This is a genomic window from Ruegeria sp. AL11 (assembly GCF_056540865.1).
Genome location: NZ_JBQFXO010000007.1, coordinates 33,988 through 48,631, shown reverse-complemented (window position 1 = coordinate 48,631; position 14,644 = coordinate 33,988). Strand labels below are relative to the sequence as shown.

The 14,644-nt window shown below is 60.8% G+C and carries 11 protein-coding genes; 8 read left to right on the top strand and 3 right to left on the bottom strand.

Annotated elements, in window-relative coordinates; genetic code table 11:
• Positions 1–95: 95 nt before the first annotated feature.
• From ACR0IP_RS12510 to ACR0IP_RS12475, 8 genes are all read left to right on the top strand, one after another.
• Entirely contained in the window at positions 96–998 is a 903-nt protein-coding gene (locus ACR0IP_RS12510; RefSeq protein WP_480525875.1) for a LysR family transcriptional regulator, read from the top strand.
• 99 nt (positions 999–1,097) lie between these two features.
• Positions 1,098–3,182, top strand: coding sequence for a hydantoinase/oxoprolinase family protein (locus ACR0IP_RS12505; protein ID WP_480525873.1), 2,085 nt, complete (start codon positions 1,098–1,100; stop codon positions 3,180–3,182).
• Positions 3,182–4,891, top strand: coding sequence for a hydantoinase B/oxoprolinase family protein (locus ACR0IP_RS12500; protein WP_480525872.1), 1,710 nt, complete (start codon positions 3,182–3,184; stop codon positions 4,889–4,891). The genes ACR0IP_RS12505 and ACR0IP_RS12500 overlap by 1 nt, the downstream gene beginning before the upstream one ends.
• Complete coding sequence (locus ACR0IP_RS12495; protein ID WP_480525870.1) at positions 4,888–6,099, top strand: NAD(P)/FAD-dependent oxidoreductase; 1,212 nt, start codon at positions 4,888–4,890, stop codon at positions 6,097–6,099. Before ACR0IP_RS12500 ends, ACR0IP_RS12495 begins: the two co-directional genes overlap by 4 nt.
• Positions 6,099–6,872, top strand: a complete 774-nt coding sequence (locus tag ACR0IP_RS12490; protein WP_480525868.1) for an HpcH/HpaI aldolase family protein — start codon at positions 6,099–6,101, stop codon at positions 6,870–6,872. Before ACR0IP_RS12495 ends, ACR0IP_RS12490 begins: the two co-directional genes overlap by 1 nt.
• Positions 6,869–8,083 (top strand): pyridoxal phosphate-dependent aminotransferase, encoded by a 1,215-nt coding sequence (locus ACR0IP_RS12485; RefSeq protein ID WP_480525866.1) that lies wholly within the window; start codon positions 6,869–6,871, stop codon positions 8,081–8,083. Before ACR0IP_RS12490 ends, ACR0IP_RS12485 begins: the two co-directional genes overlap by 4 nt.
• Complete coding sequence (locus ACR0IP_RS12480; protein WP_480525864.1) at positions 8,080–8,919, top strand: NAD-dependent epimerase/dehydratase family protein; 840 nt, start codon at positions 8,080–8,082, stop codon at positions 8,917–8,919. Before ACR0IP_RS12485 ends, ACR0IP_RS12480 begins: the two co-directional genes overlap by 4 nt.
• A 91-nt stretch (positions 8,920–9,010) precedes the next feature.
• Positions 9,011–11,053, top strand: coding sequence for an oxidoreductase (locus ACR0IP_RS12475; RefSeq protein WP_480525862.1), 2,043 nt, complete (start codon positions 9,011–9,013; stop codon positions 11,051–11,053).
• Positions 11,054–11,208: 155 nt separating this feature from the next.
• Here ACR0IP_RS12475 and ACR0IP_RS12470 read toward each other — a convergent pair whose 3' ends face one another.
• Genes ACR0IP_RS12470 through ACR0IP_RS12460 form a run of 3 tightly spaced genes read right to left on the bottom strand, consistent with a single transcriptional unit; the run spans position 11,209 to position 14,605 of the window.
• The gene (locus ACR0IP_RS12470; protein WP_480525861.1) at positions 11,209–12,216 is read right to left on the bottom strand and encodes an Ldh family oxidoreductase; all 1,008 of its coding nucleotides are present in this window, start codon (positions 12,214–12,216) and stop codon (positions 11,209–11,211) included.
• 50 nt (positions 12,217–12,266) lie between these two features.
• Positions 12,267–12,917: a DUF3726 domain-containing protein gene (locus ACR0IP_RS12465; protein WP_480525859.1), complete on the bottom strand. Its 651-nt coding sequence runs from the start codon at positions 12,915–12,917 to the stop codon at positions 12,267–12,269.
• Positions 12,914–14,605, bottom strand: coding sequence for a hypothetical protein (locus ACR0IP_RS12460; protein WP_480525857.1), 1,692 nt, complete (start codon positions 14,603–14,605; stop codon positions 12,914–12,916). The genes ACR0IP_RS12465 and ACR0IP_RS12460 overlap by 4 nt, the downstream gene beginning before the upstream one ends.
• Positions 14,606–14,644: the final 39 nt, after the last annotated feature.

Here is a 14,644-nt window from a genome sequence, read left to right as displayed (position 1 = left end):
GCACGCAAACCAATTCTCTACCGACCAGACATCAAACGGACGGGCTCTTGCCCTGAACGATTGACGATCAGTTTCTCTGATGCTCAAAAGTTGGAATGATAAAGAACCAAGTCACGCTCAAACAGCTCGAAGCCTTTACCTTCGTGGTCGACATGGGAACCTTCCGCGCCGCGGCAATCGCGCTTGCGACGACGCAGCCCAACATCTCGTCACGCATCGCCATGCTGGAAGAGGCGTTGGGCACAAAGCTGCTGTATCGCGATGCAGGCTCTGTGCGTCTGACAGCGAAAGGAGAGGCGCTATTGGAGAAAACCAGAACGGTTCTCCGCGCGACCGAAGCCCTGTTGGAGGAAGCCGACCGACAGGATCTGATTCAGGAGCGGTTGCGTCTTGGCGTCACCGAACTGGTCGCCTGCACATGGCTGCAGGACTTTCTGCGGAGCCTCAAGCAACACTATCCCAATCTGAGCGTTGAGCTTGTGGTAGACCTGTCCAGAACGATTGATGAAAAGCTGCTGGAGGGGCAGCTTGATCTTGCGGTGCAGAACGGGCCATTCAAAACGGAACTGGACGGGACAAGGGAACTGACCGGTGAAGACTATGTGTGGGTGGCCAACACGACACTCGCCTCAGGCTTACCCGACGGGCGCAGCGTCGACCGGTTTTTCGCATTCTCCGTTCTGACCCATGCTCGCCACACAATTGCAGGGCACAGCCTGCACGCCATGGCGCAGGAACGCGGGCTAGACGCGCAGAAAATCGTGCATTCGAACGCTTTGTCAGCCTGCGTTCCGATGGTCTCAGAGGGTCTCGGGATCGCGTTGCTGCCGCGCCCTCTGGTCCAGCGCGAGATCGACGCTGGCGCCCTGTTGGAACTTCAATCCGATTGGACGGCCGAGCCGCTGCGGTTTTTCGCCCGCTACGATCCAACACGGGCCGCCCGTTTTGTGGAACATGCGGCGGAAATCGCAGCACAGCTCAGGCCCCAAGCAGGATAAAGAAAACTGATCAGGAGTAGAAATTTAAGCAATTTGATTTTTCGTCCCGAGCTGCGTTTTAGTCGCGTTTGACAGGTACTCTTTCAAGCGGGCACGGGCATGGCTTCACACTCTATCCGACTGGGCGTTGATATCGGCGGCACCTTTACCGATGTCGTTCTGGAAAAGGATGGACAGACATTTTCAACAAAAGTGCTGACAACCTATGCCGCGCCGGAAGACGCGATCATCGACGGGATGCAGCAGGTCTGTGCCAAGGCCGGGGTCACTCCGGGCCAGATTGACCAGATCATCCACGGCACCACGCTGGCGACCAACGCGCTGATCGAACGCCGTGGGGCGAAAACGGCGCTGATTACGACGGAAGGGTTCCGCGACGTGATCGAAATGCGCACCGAAAGCCGGTTCGAGCAGTATGATCTGAACCTCAAACTGCCTGACCCGCTGCTGCCACGCCACATGCGCTTTACCGTTCCCGGCCGCGTCGATGCCCGTGGCGAAGTTCTGGTTGATCTGACCCGCGCCGATGTCGAAGCCGTTGTGGATCGGATTGCGCAAGCCGGGTTTGAATCGGTGGCGGTGGGGTTAATCCACTCCTACCTCAACCCAACGCATGAGCATTTGGTGCGCGAGGTTCTGGCCGAGAAACTGCCGGACGTTTCGGTCTCAATCTCGTCCGAGGTTTCGCCTCAGATGCGTGAGTATGAGCGGTTCAACACGGTCGTCGCAAATGCCTATATCAAGCCGTTGATGGCCTCATACCTAGGCCGGCTCGAGGATCAATTGCGCACGCAAGGCGTTAAATGCCGGATCTTCCTGATGCATTCGGGTGGCGGCATCATCTCAATCCAGAATGCGGCCGATTTCCCGGTGCGGCTGGTCGAAAGCGGCCCCGCAGGTGGCGCGGTTTTCGCGGCCCATATCGCTGCGCGCTACGGGTTGGACAAAGTGCTGAGCTTTGACATGGGCGGCACCACGGCCAAGATCTGCATGATCAAGAACCAGACCCCCAAAACCAGCCGCGTGTTTGAGGTCGCGCGGACCTATCGGTTCAAGAAAGGCTCGGGCATGCCGATTTCGATCCCGGTGATCGACATGGTCGAAATCGGCGCGGGCGGCGGCAGCCTGGCCCATGTGGACGGGATGCGCCAGATCCGCGTGGGTCCGGAAAGCGCGGGGTCCGAGCCCGGCCCGGCCTGTTACGGGCGCGGTGGCACGCGCCCCGGTGTAACGGACGCTGATCTGGTTCTCGGCAAGCTGGACCCGAACAATTTCGCCGGTGGCTCTATCGTTTTGCACCCTGACGACTCCAAATCCGCGCTGACCGACCACATTGGCAGTACGCTGGACATGGACCCAGTCGAGGCCGCCTTTGGTGTGGCCGAGGTGGTGGACGAGAACATGGCCAACGCCGCACGCGTTCACGCCGTTGAGAATGGTGAAGACCTGAGCGAATACACCATGATTGCTTTTGGCGGCGCGGCCCCTCTGCACGCCGGGCGTCTGTGTGAAAAGCTTGGGGTCGAACGCCTGCTGGTTCCGCCTGGGGCCGGAGTCGGCTCGGCCATCGGGTTCCTGCGCGCGCCCTTCAGTTTCGAGGCCAACCGCTCGGTCTATATGAAGCTCAGCGATTTCGACGCGAACCGGATCAGTCAGCTTTTGTCCGATCTGAGGGACGAAACAACGGGCTTTGTGCGAACCTGCGATGCGACCAGCCCGATCCGGACCGATTTCAAAGCCTATATGCGCTATTCCGGTCAGGGCTGGGAAATCCCGATCGAGCTGACCGAAGAACAGGCGATGAACCCCGACGCCGCCACCTATCAGACCCGGTTCGAGGAAGGCTATACCAAGCTTTTTGGCCGCCCGGTCGCGGGCATGGATATCGAAATCACCGTCTGGTCCGTCAACGCCAGCACCCCACCCGAAGATGTCGCGCCGATTGCCGTCTCGGACGCAACTGGCCCGGCCATATCCGAAGGCGCACGACAGGTCTTTGACGCTGCATCCGGCCGTTACCTGGACGCCGATACCATCGACCGCGCTAGCATGCAGACCGGGCAGCGCGCGCAGGGACCTGCAATCGTGACCGAGGATGAAACGACCATCGTCATCCCCGCCAGCCGGGACGCGATCCGCCAGCCCGATGGCTGTATCGACGTTGTGACAAAAGGAGCCGCGTGATGAGCAAAGAGCAGTCCAAAGTCACCTATCAGGTCATGTGGAACCGTCTGATCTCGGTTGTCGAGGAACAGGCGCACGCGTTGGTTCGGACGGCGTTCTCAACCTCGGTCCGCGAGGCCGGGGATCTGTCGGCGGGGGTCTACGACACACATGGGAACATGCTGGCACAAGCCGTGACCGGTACGCCGGGTCATGTGAACGCGATGGCAGATGCGGTCGCGCATTTCATTCGCCGAATTGGCCGACAGAACATGCATGACGGCGACGTCTACATCACCAATGACCCGTGGGAGGGCACAGGCCACCTACATGACATCACCATGGTCACCCCGTCCTTTCACAAGGGCGCGCTGGTCGGCTTCTTCGCCTGTACCGCGCATATCGTGGATATCGGCGGGCGCGGCTTTGGGGCCGATGCGCAAAGCGTCTATGAGGAAGGGCTGTATATCCCTATCATGAAATTCGCTGACCGCGGCAATGTGGATGAAACGCTGGTGCGCCTCATTCGCGGCAATGTGCGCGAGCCGGATCAGCTGATCGGAGACATCTATGCTCTGACCACCTGCAACGAAATCGGCCATCGCCGCCTGATCGACATGATGGAGGAGTTCGACCTCGAAACCCTCGATGGGATCGCCGCATTCATCCTCGACAATTCCCGCCGAGCGACACTGGAGCGTATCGCCGCCCTGCCTCAGAAAACCGCTGAGGGTGAAATGACGATGGACGGTTTTGATACTCCGATCACGTTAAAGGTCAGGATTAGCGTCGAAGGCGACAGGATCGTGACCGATTTCTCCGGAACCTCGGGGGTGGACAAGAAAGGGATCAACTGCCCGCTGGTCTATACCAAAGCCTATGCCTGTTACGCGCTCAAGGTCGCAATTGCGCCCGAGATCCCCAATAACGCGGCATCATTGGCACCGTTTGAAGTCACCGCGCCCGAGAACACCATTGTGAATGCGCTTCATCCGGCTCCGGTCGCACTGCGCCATATCGTGGGCCATTTCGTGCCCGATGCGGTCTATGACGCGTTCGACAAGATCGTTCCCGGCCTTGTCCCCGCCGAAGGCGCGGGATGTTTGTGCAACTTTCAGGTCAGTCTTCGCCCCCGCACCGATGCTCCGGCCCCTGAAGGGGCCCGCCGATCCGAGGTGCTGACCTTCAACTCGGGCGGGTCGGGCGCAAGGCCGGAACACGACGGGATGAACGCCACCGCCTTCCCCTCGGGCGTCATGACCATGCCGATTGAGGCCACCGAACACGCCGGTCCGGTCATCATCTGGCGCAAGGAACTGCGGCCCGACAGCGGCGGTGCTGGGAAAACGCGCGGCGGGCTGGGACAGTATATGGAGGTCGGCGCGCAAGAGGGGTACGAGTTCGACATTCAGGCCATGTTCGACCGCAGCCAATACCCCGCGCGCGGTCGCCGTGGCGGGGGAAATGGCGCGCCCACCACCATTGCCCAGGACGACGGGTCCGACATGCGGGTCAAAGGTAAACAGTTTGTACCACACGGGCGCAAAGTCGTGATGGCGTTCCCCGGCGGTGCTGGCTACGGTGACCCGTCGGAACGGTCAAAACAGATGGTGAAGCGTGATCTGGCGCTCGGCTATATTTCAGACGAAACAGCATCACGCGACTATGGCTTGACGGCATCCGAGATCTCTCAGATCCATCGTGCCGTCGCAAAAGGAGAATACGAATGAGCAACCAAAGCCCGGCCCGGCAAAGCTATGATGTGGTGATCATAGGCGGTGCGATCATGGGGGCCTCGACCGCTTGGTTCCTGTCGGACAATGCCGATTTCAATGGCTCGGTTCTGGTGATCGAACGCGACATGACCTTTGCCTCATGTTCGACCGGGCATACGAATTCCTGTATCCGGCAGCAATTCTCGGCCGAGCTGAACGTGCGGATCAGCCAGTTTGCCGCCGACTTCGTCAAGAACCTACGCGGCTATATGGGTGGAGACGACCGCGTGCCCGAGCTTTCGATCCATTCCTTTGGCTACATGTATCTGGCCGACACCGAAGGCTTTGCCAACGTGCTGCGCGAGAACCAGAAGGTGCAGTTGGCGGCAGGGGCGGCAACGCAACTGATGAGCGCAGATGAGATCAAGGCCGCCTACCCGTTCTACAATGTCGATGACATCGTTCTGGGCTCGATCAATCTGGTTGACGAAGGCTATTTCGACGGCGCAGCCCTCGATCACTGGTGGCGGCGACAAAGCCGCGAGCGTGGCGTCGAATGGATCCAGAACGAAGTCGTCGAGATCACCCGAAACGCCGCAGGCACCAAGGTCGAAAGCGTCACGCTCGCCTCGGGCGACGTTATTGCGTGCGGACAGGTGGTCAATGCGTCCGGCCCTCGGGCCGCCAGAACCGCGCAGATGGCTGGGATTGACGTGCCGGTCGAACCGCGCAAACGCTATTCCTGGATTTTCAAGGCCGAACAGCCGCTGGACCGCGACTTGCCGTTGACCATTGATCCATCAGGCGTTCATGTGCGCGAGGTCGGAGGCGGCACGTATCAATGCGGCGGACATTCCGACATCGACCCGGCTGTGGATTTCGATGATTTCAACATGGATCACGCCTTCTGGGAAAACCACGTCTGGCCCGTCCTCGCCACCCGTATCCCGCAATTCGAAGCGATCAAGCTGCAAAGCGAATGGGCCGGGCATTATGCGATGAACACCTTCGATCACAACGCAATCATGGGCCCGCATACCGAGCTGTCGAACTTCATCTTCCTAAACGGGTTCTCGGGCCACGGTCTGCAGCAGTCTCCTGCGATGGGGCGTGGCACGGCCGAGTGGCTGACCTATGGCGAATACCGCGCGCTCGACATGACGCCCTTCAACTACGAACGTATCCCGGCCGGACAACCAATCATCGAAAAGGCAGTGATCTAATGGAGCTAATACCCAACCGCTTCACCCATGCGATCGCAAATGGCGACAAACAAGTTGGTGTGTGGGTCAGCCTGTGCAGTAACAATGCAGCCGAAGTCATAGCCACTGCAGGCTACGACTGGGCGCTGATCGACATGGAGCACAGCGCGAACGACTATCACAGCGTGTTGTCTCAGCTGCAAGCCTTCGAGGCGTATCAGACCACAGCACTTGTTCGCGTCGAGTGGAATGATGCGGTTGTGGTCAAGCGTCTGCTTGACCTCGGCGCGCCGGGGCTTCTGTTTCCGATGATCCAATCGGTGGAAGAAGCCGAACGCGCGGTCGCGGCCACGCGCTACCCCCCGCGCGGGGTTCGCGGGATGGCAGGCGCAAGCCGCGCAACGGGTTTTGGGCGGATCAAGGACTATGTGACGCGCTGCGAAGACGAACTGACGGTTCTGCTGCAAGTGGAATCCCGCACCGCCTTGGAGCAGGCCGAGGCCATCGGCACTGTCGATGGTGTCAGCGGCATCTTCTTCGGCCCGGCGGATATTGCAGCCGATCTGGGTCATGTCGGCAATACCATGCACCCCGAGGTCTGGTCCGAGATCAGAAAAGCCGCGCAGAAACTGATCGCGCGCGGGGTTCCCGTTGGCACCCTGGTCACCGACCCGGCCTTTGCGGCCGAGCTTTTGAACGAAGGGTTCACCTTCGTTGCCAATGCCATTGATACGGGCCTTCTGGCGCGCGCAGCTGACACGGCTCTGGCCCAGACGAAAGATCACCTTAAATGAGCTTTGCCGCCTCGCGCCTTGCATCCGTGAAGCCCTCGGCCTCGGCTTGGGTCAGTCAGGCCGCCAAAGAGGCCAGCGCACGGGGTGAGGATGTCATAGATCTGGGTCTCGGAGAGCCCGATTTCGACACACCCGACCACATCAAGGAAGCCGCGCATCAGGCGGCTCTGGCGGGCGAGACCAAATACCCACCCACCAACGGCACCCTGACCATGCGGCAGGCTGTTGTCGACAAACTGCAGCGCGAGAACGATCTGACCTACGCCCCCGATGAAGTCATCGTGTCGAACGGGGCCAAGCAGGTGCTGTTCAACGCTTTCATGGCCACGCTCGAGCCGGGCGACGAAGTTCTGCTCTGCGCGCCTTACTTTGGGCAGTACAAGGACATAGTGCTCATCCTTGGCGGTACGCCAGTGACTATCGAATGCCCGGCTGAGGACGGATTTCGCCTGACACCTGACAGGCTGGCCGACGCGATCACACCCAAAACACGCTGGCTGCTGCTGAACCAACCCTCGAACCCCTCGGGCGCAGTCTATTCGGACGCTGAGATTGCGGCCCTCGGCGCGGTTCTGGAACAACACGACCGCATCCTGATCCTGTCCGATGAGATCTACGAACACATCCTGTTCGACAATCGCGTCTTCCGGTCTTTCGCAGCCCTGTGCCCGACCCTGAAAGATAGGACGTTGACAGTAAACGGGGTCTCCAAGGCCTATGCGATGACCGGGTGGCGCATCGGCTATGGCGCAGGCCCGAAAGAGCTGATCGCCGCGATGACCAAGGTGCAAAGCCAGATTTCTTCGGGCGCTTGCTCGATCGCGCAGGCCGCTGCGGCGGCTGCTTTGAACGGACCGCAGGATGAGGTGCGCCGGTTTTGCACCGCGTTCGAGGCCCGCCGCGACCTTGTGGTCGAGCGCATCCGCGACATTCCCGGCCTGACGCTCGACCCGCCGGGCGGAGCGTTCTACGGTCTGATCGGCTGTGAGGGGCTGATCGGGGCTATGACTCCCGATGGCGCAACTCTGAACTCGGACGCAGATGTGACCGCCTATCTTCTCAGCGCAGCCGGCGTGGCGGCAGTTCCCGGCAGCGCCTATGAACTATCGCCCTTTTTTCGCATTTCGACCGCCGCGTCCGAAGACGTTCTCAACACGGCCCTGAACCGCATCGCAGATGCCGTTGCCAATCTGAAAGGAGTTCGCCCATGAAGAAACTAGTCCTCACCGGCGCAGCGGGACGGCTTGGATCATATTTGCGCGGGCCGCTTTCGAAACTGTGCGACGAGCTGGTCTCCTCGGACATTGCCGACGGCGTGCCCAACCTCGCGCCGAACGAAAGCTACGTGAAGGCCGACCTTGCCGATCTTGAAGCCATGACAGAGCTGCTGGAAGGCGCGGATATGGTGGTTCATTTCGGCGCCATCGCGGATGAGGCCCCGATGGATGTGCTTTGGGGCCCGAACTTCTACGGCGCCTATACCGTGTGGGAGGCCGCCCATCGCAACAATCTGCGGCGGGTGATCTATGCCTCGTCGATCCACGCGGTCGGCATGCACAAAAAGACCGATTTCATTGGCATCGACGCTCCACACAGACCAGACACGTTCTATGGGCTTGCCAAGTGCTTCGCCGAAGACCTCGCTTCGCTGTACTGGGATAAACGCGGGCTCGAGGCCGTCTGCCTGCGCATCCTGTCTTGCGCGCAGGTCACGAACAGCCGCGCGGTTGGGACGTGGCTCAGCTATGATGATCTGGTCCATATGGTGGAACAGGCGATCAAGACCCCGGTCACCGGATTCAGCATCGTCTATGGCGTGTCCGACAATGACCGCGCGCCCGTTGACAACGCTAAGGCGCGGCATCTGGGTTTCCAGCCCAAGGACAATGCCGAGCAATTCGCCGATGATATCTTTGCCAAGGACGGCCCGCTTGACCCCCTTGATCCCGCCAATATCCATCACGGCGGCCCATTTGCAGCCGTCGATCTGGGCAGCAGCGGTATGGCGCATCTGAACCTGAACGCGGACGATACGGCGAAGGAGTAGCCTACAGCCCTTTCTTCGCAGTCGCGACCTGTTCAGGATCATACCGAGCCTATTTCTCTGCATACACCAGCTTTTCCGTGAGAGCAAAGCAATGAGCAACGATCCACTTCTGCAGCCATACCAGTTGAAGCACCTCACCCTGCGCAATCGGATCATGACCACCAGTCATGAACCCGCCTATCCCGAAGACGGCATGCCCAAGGACCGCTACCGCGCCTATCATGCGGAGCGCGCCAAGGCTGGTGTTGCGCTGGCGATGACGGCCGGGTCGGCCTGTGTGTCCAAAGACAGCCCTCCGGCGTTCAACAACGTCTTGGCCTATCGAGATGAGGTGGTGCCTTGGATCAAAAACCTCACGGATGAGCTGCATGATCACGACTGCGCGGTGATGATCCAGCTGACCCATCTGGGCCGCCGTACCGGGTGGAGCAAGGGCGACTGGCTGCCCTCGGTCGCGCCGACGCATCATCACGAAACCGCGCATCGCTACAATCCCAAACTCATGGAGGATTGGGACATAGCGCGGGTCATTCAGGACTATGCCGATGCGGCCGAACGCATGAAGGCGGGTGGCATGGACGGGCTGGAAATCGAGTGCTACGGCCACCTGCCCGATCAGTTCTGGTCCCCACTGACGAACGAACTTGAGGGGCCATACGGCCCGCAAACGCTGGAAAGCCGCACGCGTTTTGCGCGTGAGGTTCTGGCCAGCATGCGCGAAAAGGTGGGGGATGAGTTCCTTCTGGGCGTTCGCTTCTCGATGGACGAAACCACCCCCGGCGGTGTGAGCGAGGAGGAAGGGTTCCGCATCGCACGTCTTCTCAGGGATGAGGGGCTGGTCGATTTCCTCAACGTGACACGCGGGCGGATCGATAGCGATGCCGCGCTGTCAAAAGTGATCCCGTTGCAAGGGTCTCCCGCTGCACCGCATTTGGATTTCGCGGGCCGGATGCGGGCCGAGATCGGCCTGCCCACCTTCCACGCCGCCCGTATTCCGGATGTCGCCACCGCCCGCCATGCCGTGGCCGAAGGGCATCTGGACATGGTGGGCATGACACGCGCCCATATGGCCGACCCGCATCTGGTGCAGAAGATCGTCGAGGGGCGCGAGGATGATATTCGGCCCTGCGTCGGCGCTACATACTGCCTCGACCGTATTTACGAAGGCGGCGAGGCACTGTGTATCCACAATGCCGCAACCGGGCGCGAGCTGACGATGCCGCATCTGATCCCGGTGGCCGAGACCCCGCGCAAGGTTGTGGTCATTGGCACTGGCCCCGGCGGGCTCGAAGCCGCGCGGGTTGCTGCCGTCCGCGGTCATGACGTGGCGGTGTTCGAGGCCGCCTCGGACCCCGGTGGGCAGATACGCCTGACCGCGCAATCCCAAAGGCGGCGCGAGATGATCGGGATCATCGACTGGCGCATGGCCCAATGCGCCGCACGGGATGTGCGTTTTCATTTCAACACCTGGGCCGAGGCCGAGGACGTCACCGCCCTGAACCCGGACCTGGTCATCGTGGCCACTGGCGGGCTGCCTCAGATGCGGCTGTATGAACGGATGGAGGATCTGCCACATGTCATCACCTCGTGGGACATTCTGTCGGGTGACGTAAAAGCCTGTGGCGATGTGTTGATCTTTGATGAGGCTGGCGATCACGCCGGGCTGCAAGCCGCCGAGATTGCCGCAGACACAGCGCAGGTCGAAATCATGACCCCTGACCGCAGCTTTGCCCCCGATGTGATGGGGCTGAACCTCACGCCGTATCTGACCAACCTGCTAGACAAGGACGTGACTCTGACCGTGGCGCGCCGCCTCAAGGGCGTCCGACGGGACGGGAACCGACTGATCGCCGAGATCGGATCAGACTACAGCGCAAAATTGCAAGACAGGCCCTATGATCAGATCATTCTGAACTATGGCACATTGCCGAATGCCGACCTGTATTTCGACCTCAAGCCCCTGTCTTCAAATCTGGGACAGGTCGATCATGACGCGTTGATCAACGGCCAGCCGCAAAACCTTGTTGCGAACCCAGCGGGCCGTTTCCAGCTGTTCCGTATCGGAGACGCCGTCGCCGCGCGTAACACGCACGCGGCGATTTACGATGCCCTTCGTCTGTTGAAAGACCTTTGACAGGGGGCTTTCTGGACCAATGACGTAAACAGTTGATCTTCGAGCATGCTTCTTTCACAGCACGCTCGGATCGAATTCCATTTCTCGGTGAGCGATGACGTCTTCCAGTCCCTCAAGGATTGGCACCTTAAGCCTACTTCTGATGCGATGTCACCTCACAGAAGCGCGCGCACTTTTTCCAGCAGTGCAGCGTTCACCGCAACACCTTCGGTTGCTGCCCGTTCGCGGCAGGTGCGGCGGCCATCGCCCGGCAGTCGTGCGCCATCCTGATCACGGAACGAGGCAATCAGCTCACCCAGCTTCTCTTGGAACGCCCCGCCCGAGGTCGCCTGCGGGTCAATTGCGATGAAGAACTGACCGGTTTTCGGTGGGCCACCCGCAGTGCCCGAGAACGGGCTGGCGACGGAACCCAGCGTTGCGCCGGTCATCGCAGCGGCCACAAGCTCGACCGTCAGGGCAATACCCACGCCTTTGTAGCCGCCCGATGGGACCATGGAGCCCTTGAGGCCAGCCTCGGGGTCGGTGGTGGGCTGGCCGTCAGCGTCCAATACCCAGCCTTCGGGCACGGGCTTACCTTCGCGGGCATGTTTCATGACTTCGCTTTTAGCGATAGTGCTGGCAGACTGGTCGATCAGAAGCGCCGCGTTTCCATCCGTATCGGGGGCCGAGATCGAGAAAGGGTTGGTGCCGACAACCGGCTTTGAACCACCCGATGGCGCGATCGAGGCCGGCGCGTTGGTGAACCCGATCCCCATCAGGCCTGCCTGCGCCAGACGCTGGGTATGCACACCCAGAACGCCGCAGTTATACGAGTTGTTAATGGCCAGTACCGCAACACCCTGCTCGCGTGCCAGCGGGATCAGCTTTTCGAACCCCAAATCGATCGCGCTGTGGGCGAAGCCGGTGGCCGCATCCACGGTGACAACTGCCGGACGCGGGTGGGCAACCAAAGGCTTGGCGGCCCCGTCAACCTTGCCGCATTCCACATGTTGCGCATAGATCGGGATATAGGCCAACCCGTGCGAGGCGACGCCGTCCGCTTCGGTCATTGCGGTCGCAGCGGCCAGTGGGCGGGCGTTTTCCTCGGATGTTCCGGCTTTGACAAGGGCGCGGAAGGCCAGATCTTCGATCTCGGCCAGAGTCAGGGTTTCGGTGGCGGTCATTCTTCTTTTCCGTTCGTAAGTATGTGCCCCTCGTCGCAAGGGGCGAAGTTTCAGTCGTTGTCGCTGAGGCCCGCGCCAGCACCGCGCAGGCGGCTTTCTTCGGTCGCAGGAGCGAATGTGCGGTGGGCAAAGGCACCAAGCCTGTTCCAGTCTGCGTCGGACACCTCGGCGCGCAGGACCGGCTCGCGGCGGCCTGTCATCTCGGCCGGTGCGCTAAAGACCATCTTGTCCGCGTGGCGGGCCTCAAGCGCCTCAGGCGTGGCCTGTACGCATATCTGCCGCCCATCCGTTGCCAGACGCGCGCCCTGCCATTCAGCCGCGACCGGTACACCCAAACGCAGCGCAGCCCCTCCCATGAAAGGAACGGCCAGCAAGGGCAGGCTGACGTTCTCCATGGTGATCGAGCCGCGATTCATCAGACGAACAGCGCAGTCGCTGAGCGAGGCCCCGGCGATCAGCGGGCTCATCCGGCGCGTGGGCGCATGCCAGATCTCAGCGCTCAGCGAGACAGGTGAGACGTCGATCGACGGGATACGATCGTTCATCTCCAACAGGTCGGCCAGCAATTCGGCGCCCGAAAACCCGAAGGCCGACAGCCAGCGCGTTCCCTTGGCGGCCTCTTCCGCCAAGCCCCAGGACAAGCCTGCACCGCGCGCAGCGCGTTTGCTCATAGCCTCGATTTCGTTCAGAGAGTGGCTCATGCAGCGGCCCCTTCAAGTTCCGGGAAGACCCAGAAATCGGCGTTTTCAGATGTCAGTTCATGCGGCAGGGGCGCATTTCCATACATACAGATCCGCACCCACCGATCCGAGCGGGGGTCGAACTTGGTCGCCCCGAAGAAGGACAGCTTGCAGCGTAACATGTCGATGGGCAGCACCCGGTCCGAGATCGTGTTATCGCGGATCTCGGCATAGGGCGCGCGCCCTACGATCTGAACGCGGCGCAGCACGTGGCGGTGTTCGGGGTGGCGCAACAGGAAATCAGCAACTTGCGCATCATCCGACCAATGGGCCAGCGCCTGAAACAGCTGCGCGGCATCACGACCGGGAGCCAACGGCTGCTCGTATTCTTCGATCGGCTCTTCGAAGCGTTCGCCCAGACGCGGCTCTAGCTTTTCTTCCGAGACGTACCAGGCGCGCGCCTTGCTGGCGGGGGTGGCCCAATCGGTCTCAATAGCCCAGCCGTAGATATCCTTGAGCAGCGCCCGCAGATCACCGATCTTCATGGCCCCGGCGATGCGGAACGTGGCGGTGTTATCTGCAGCCATGCCTTCTGCAAAGGCATCAACCAATGCTCCGTAGGGTTCCAGCATCAGCGAGGCGATCCATTCTTGACCCTCAAGCGTCAGTGACTGCTCAGCCCAGGAATAAAGCGCGTCCCAGGGATGATCCGCGCCAAGATCCGCACTGTAGAGATACTCCTGCAACTTGGCGATATCGGCCCGCAGGGCAGCGAGTTTCTCGATTTGAATCGGGTGTTCGGACTGCCAGGTCTCAACGATCTGCATATTGCGCAACAGCACATCACGGAACATCGCGATTTCCGCATCGCTGGCCTTCTCAACCCCGCGCACGACCTGAATTGCGCCTTCCCGTGCCGCCATCCAGTTGTTGAACAGCACCGGATGGTTCAGCAAAAACGGCGCCATTCCTAGACCGGTCGAGTTCCCAATCCCCATCGAGCGGGCAATCCCAGCATCCAGCTTCGCGGCCTGCGCGCCGTTAGCCGCAGCGCGGGTATCAGCCATGTATTGCACGAGATCGGTCACGAACCAGCGGGTTAGGTAGACGGACAGCATCTCAACCTGGAACGGCGCGCGAAATTCCGGACGGTCGGCGATCATTTCGCGATCCGCAGCGCCCAGCTTGCCGGACCCGTAAACCGCAGTGGTCCGCATCAGGTAACCAACCGCATCAATCTTCTCGGTCGAGGGCTGACGGCCTTCGGCCAATTCGCTCACCACATGCTCCCACAAACGCACCGAGCGGTTGGCGCGGGACACCGACAGTTCAGACCCGGTCACGCGCCCAGCTTCCTGAACGGGAATATTGCGCGAAAGACGCTCGATATCGGCGTCGGTGGGCACACCGTCAAACAGGGTGAAGGTGGCATCCCAGGCCTCGGCGATCACTCGGTCCGAGCGTTTTTCGGGCGGCAGATCATGGGCATAGGCGATCAGTGAATAGGACCGCTCGGGCCCATGCGCGGTATAGACGGCATGGCCAACGCCGGTGCTGTCAATCTCGAACGCAGTTTTTTCAAACCGCCAGTTTTCCCGAGCCAGTCGTCGCGTCAGGATACGCATGAACGAAAGGCGCGATTGGTGCATGGAGCCAAGGCGGGCAAGGCGCATCACCATATTCGGATCACGACGGGAAACGTCTGTCATTCGGTTGTGCCTCCTCAAGTGCTAATATCTGGTCTTCTC

Bases quoted from the DNA above. Each gene is read 5' to 3' on its own strand.
- ACR0IP_RS12510 (WP_480525875.1), top strand. From the start codon at position 96: ATGATAAAGAACCAAGTCACGCTCAAACAGCTCGAAGCCTTTACCTTC.
- ACR0IP_RS12505 (WP_480525873.1), top strand. From the start codon at position 1,098: ATGGCTTCACACTCTATCCGACTGGGCGTTGATATCGGCGGCACCTTT.
- ACR0IP_RS12500 (WP_480525872.1), top strand. From the start codon at position 3,182: ATGAGCAAAGAGCAGTCCAAAGTCACCTATCAGGTCATGTGGAACCGT.
- ACR0IP_RS12495 (WP_480525870.1), top strand. From the start codon at position 4,888: ATGAGCAACCAAAGCCCGGCCCGGCAAAGCTATGATGTGGTGATCATA.
- ACR0IP_RS12490 (WP_480525868.1), top strand. From the start codon at position 6,099: ATGGAGCTAATACCCAACCGCTTCACCCATGCGATCGCAAATGGCGAC.
- ACR0IP_RS12485 (WP_480525866.1), top strand. From the start codon at position 6,869: ATGAGCTTTGCCGCCTCGCGCCTTGCATCCGTGAAGCCCTCGGCCTCG.
- ACR0IP_RS12480 (WP_480525864.1), top strand. From the start codon at position 8,080: ATGAAGAAACTAGTCCTCACCGGCGCAGCGGGACGGCTTGGATCATAT.
- ACR0IP_RS12475 (WP_480525862.1), top strand. From the start codon at position 9,011: ATGAGCAACGATCCACTTCTGCAGCCATACCAGTTGAAGCACCTCACC.
- ACR0IP_RS12470 (WP_480525861.1), bottom strand. From the start codon at position 12,216: ATGACCGCCACCGAAACCCTGACTCTGGCCGAGATCGAAGATCTGGCC.
- ACR0IP_RS12465 (WP_480525859.1), bottom strand. From the start codon at position 12,917: ATGAGCCACTCTCTGAACGAAATCGAGGCTATGAGCAAACGCGCTGCG.
- ACR0IP_RS12460 (WP_480525857.1), bottom strand. From the start codon at position 14,605: ATGACAGACGTTTCCCGTCGTGATCCGAATATGGTGATGCGCCTTGCC.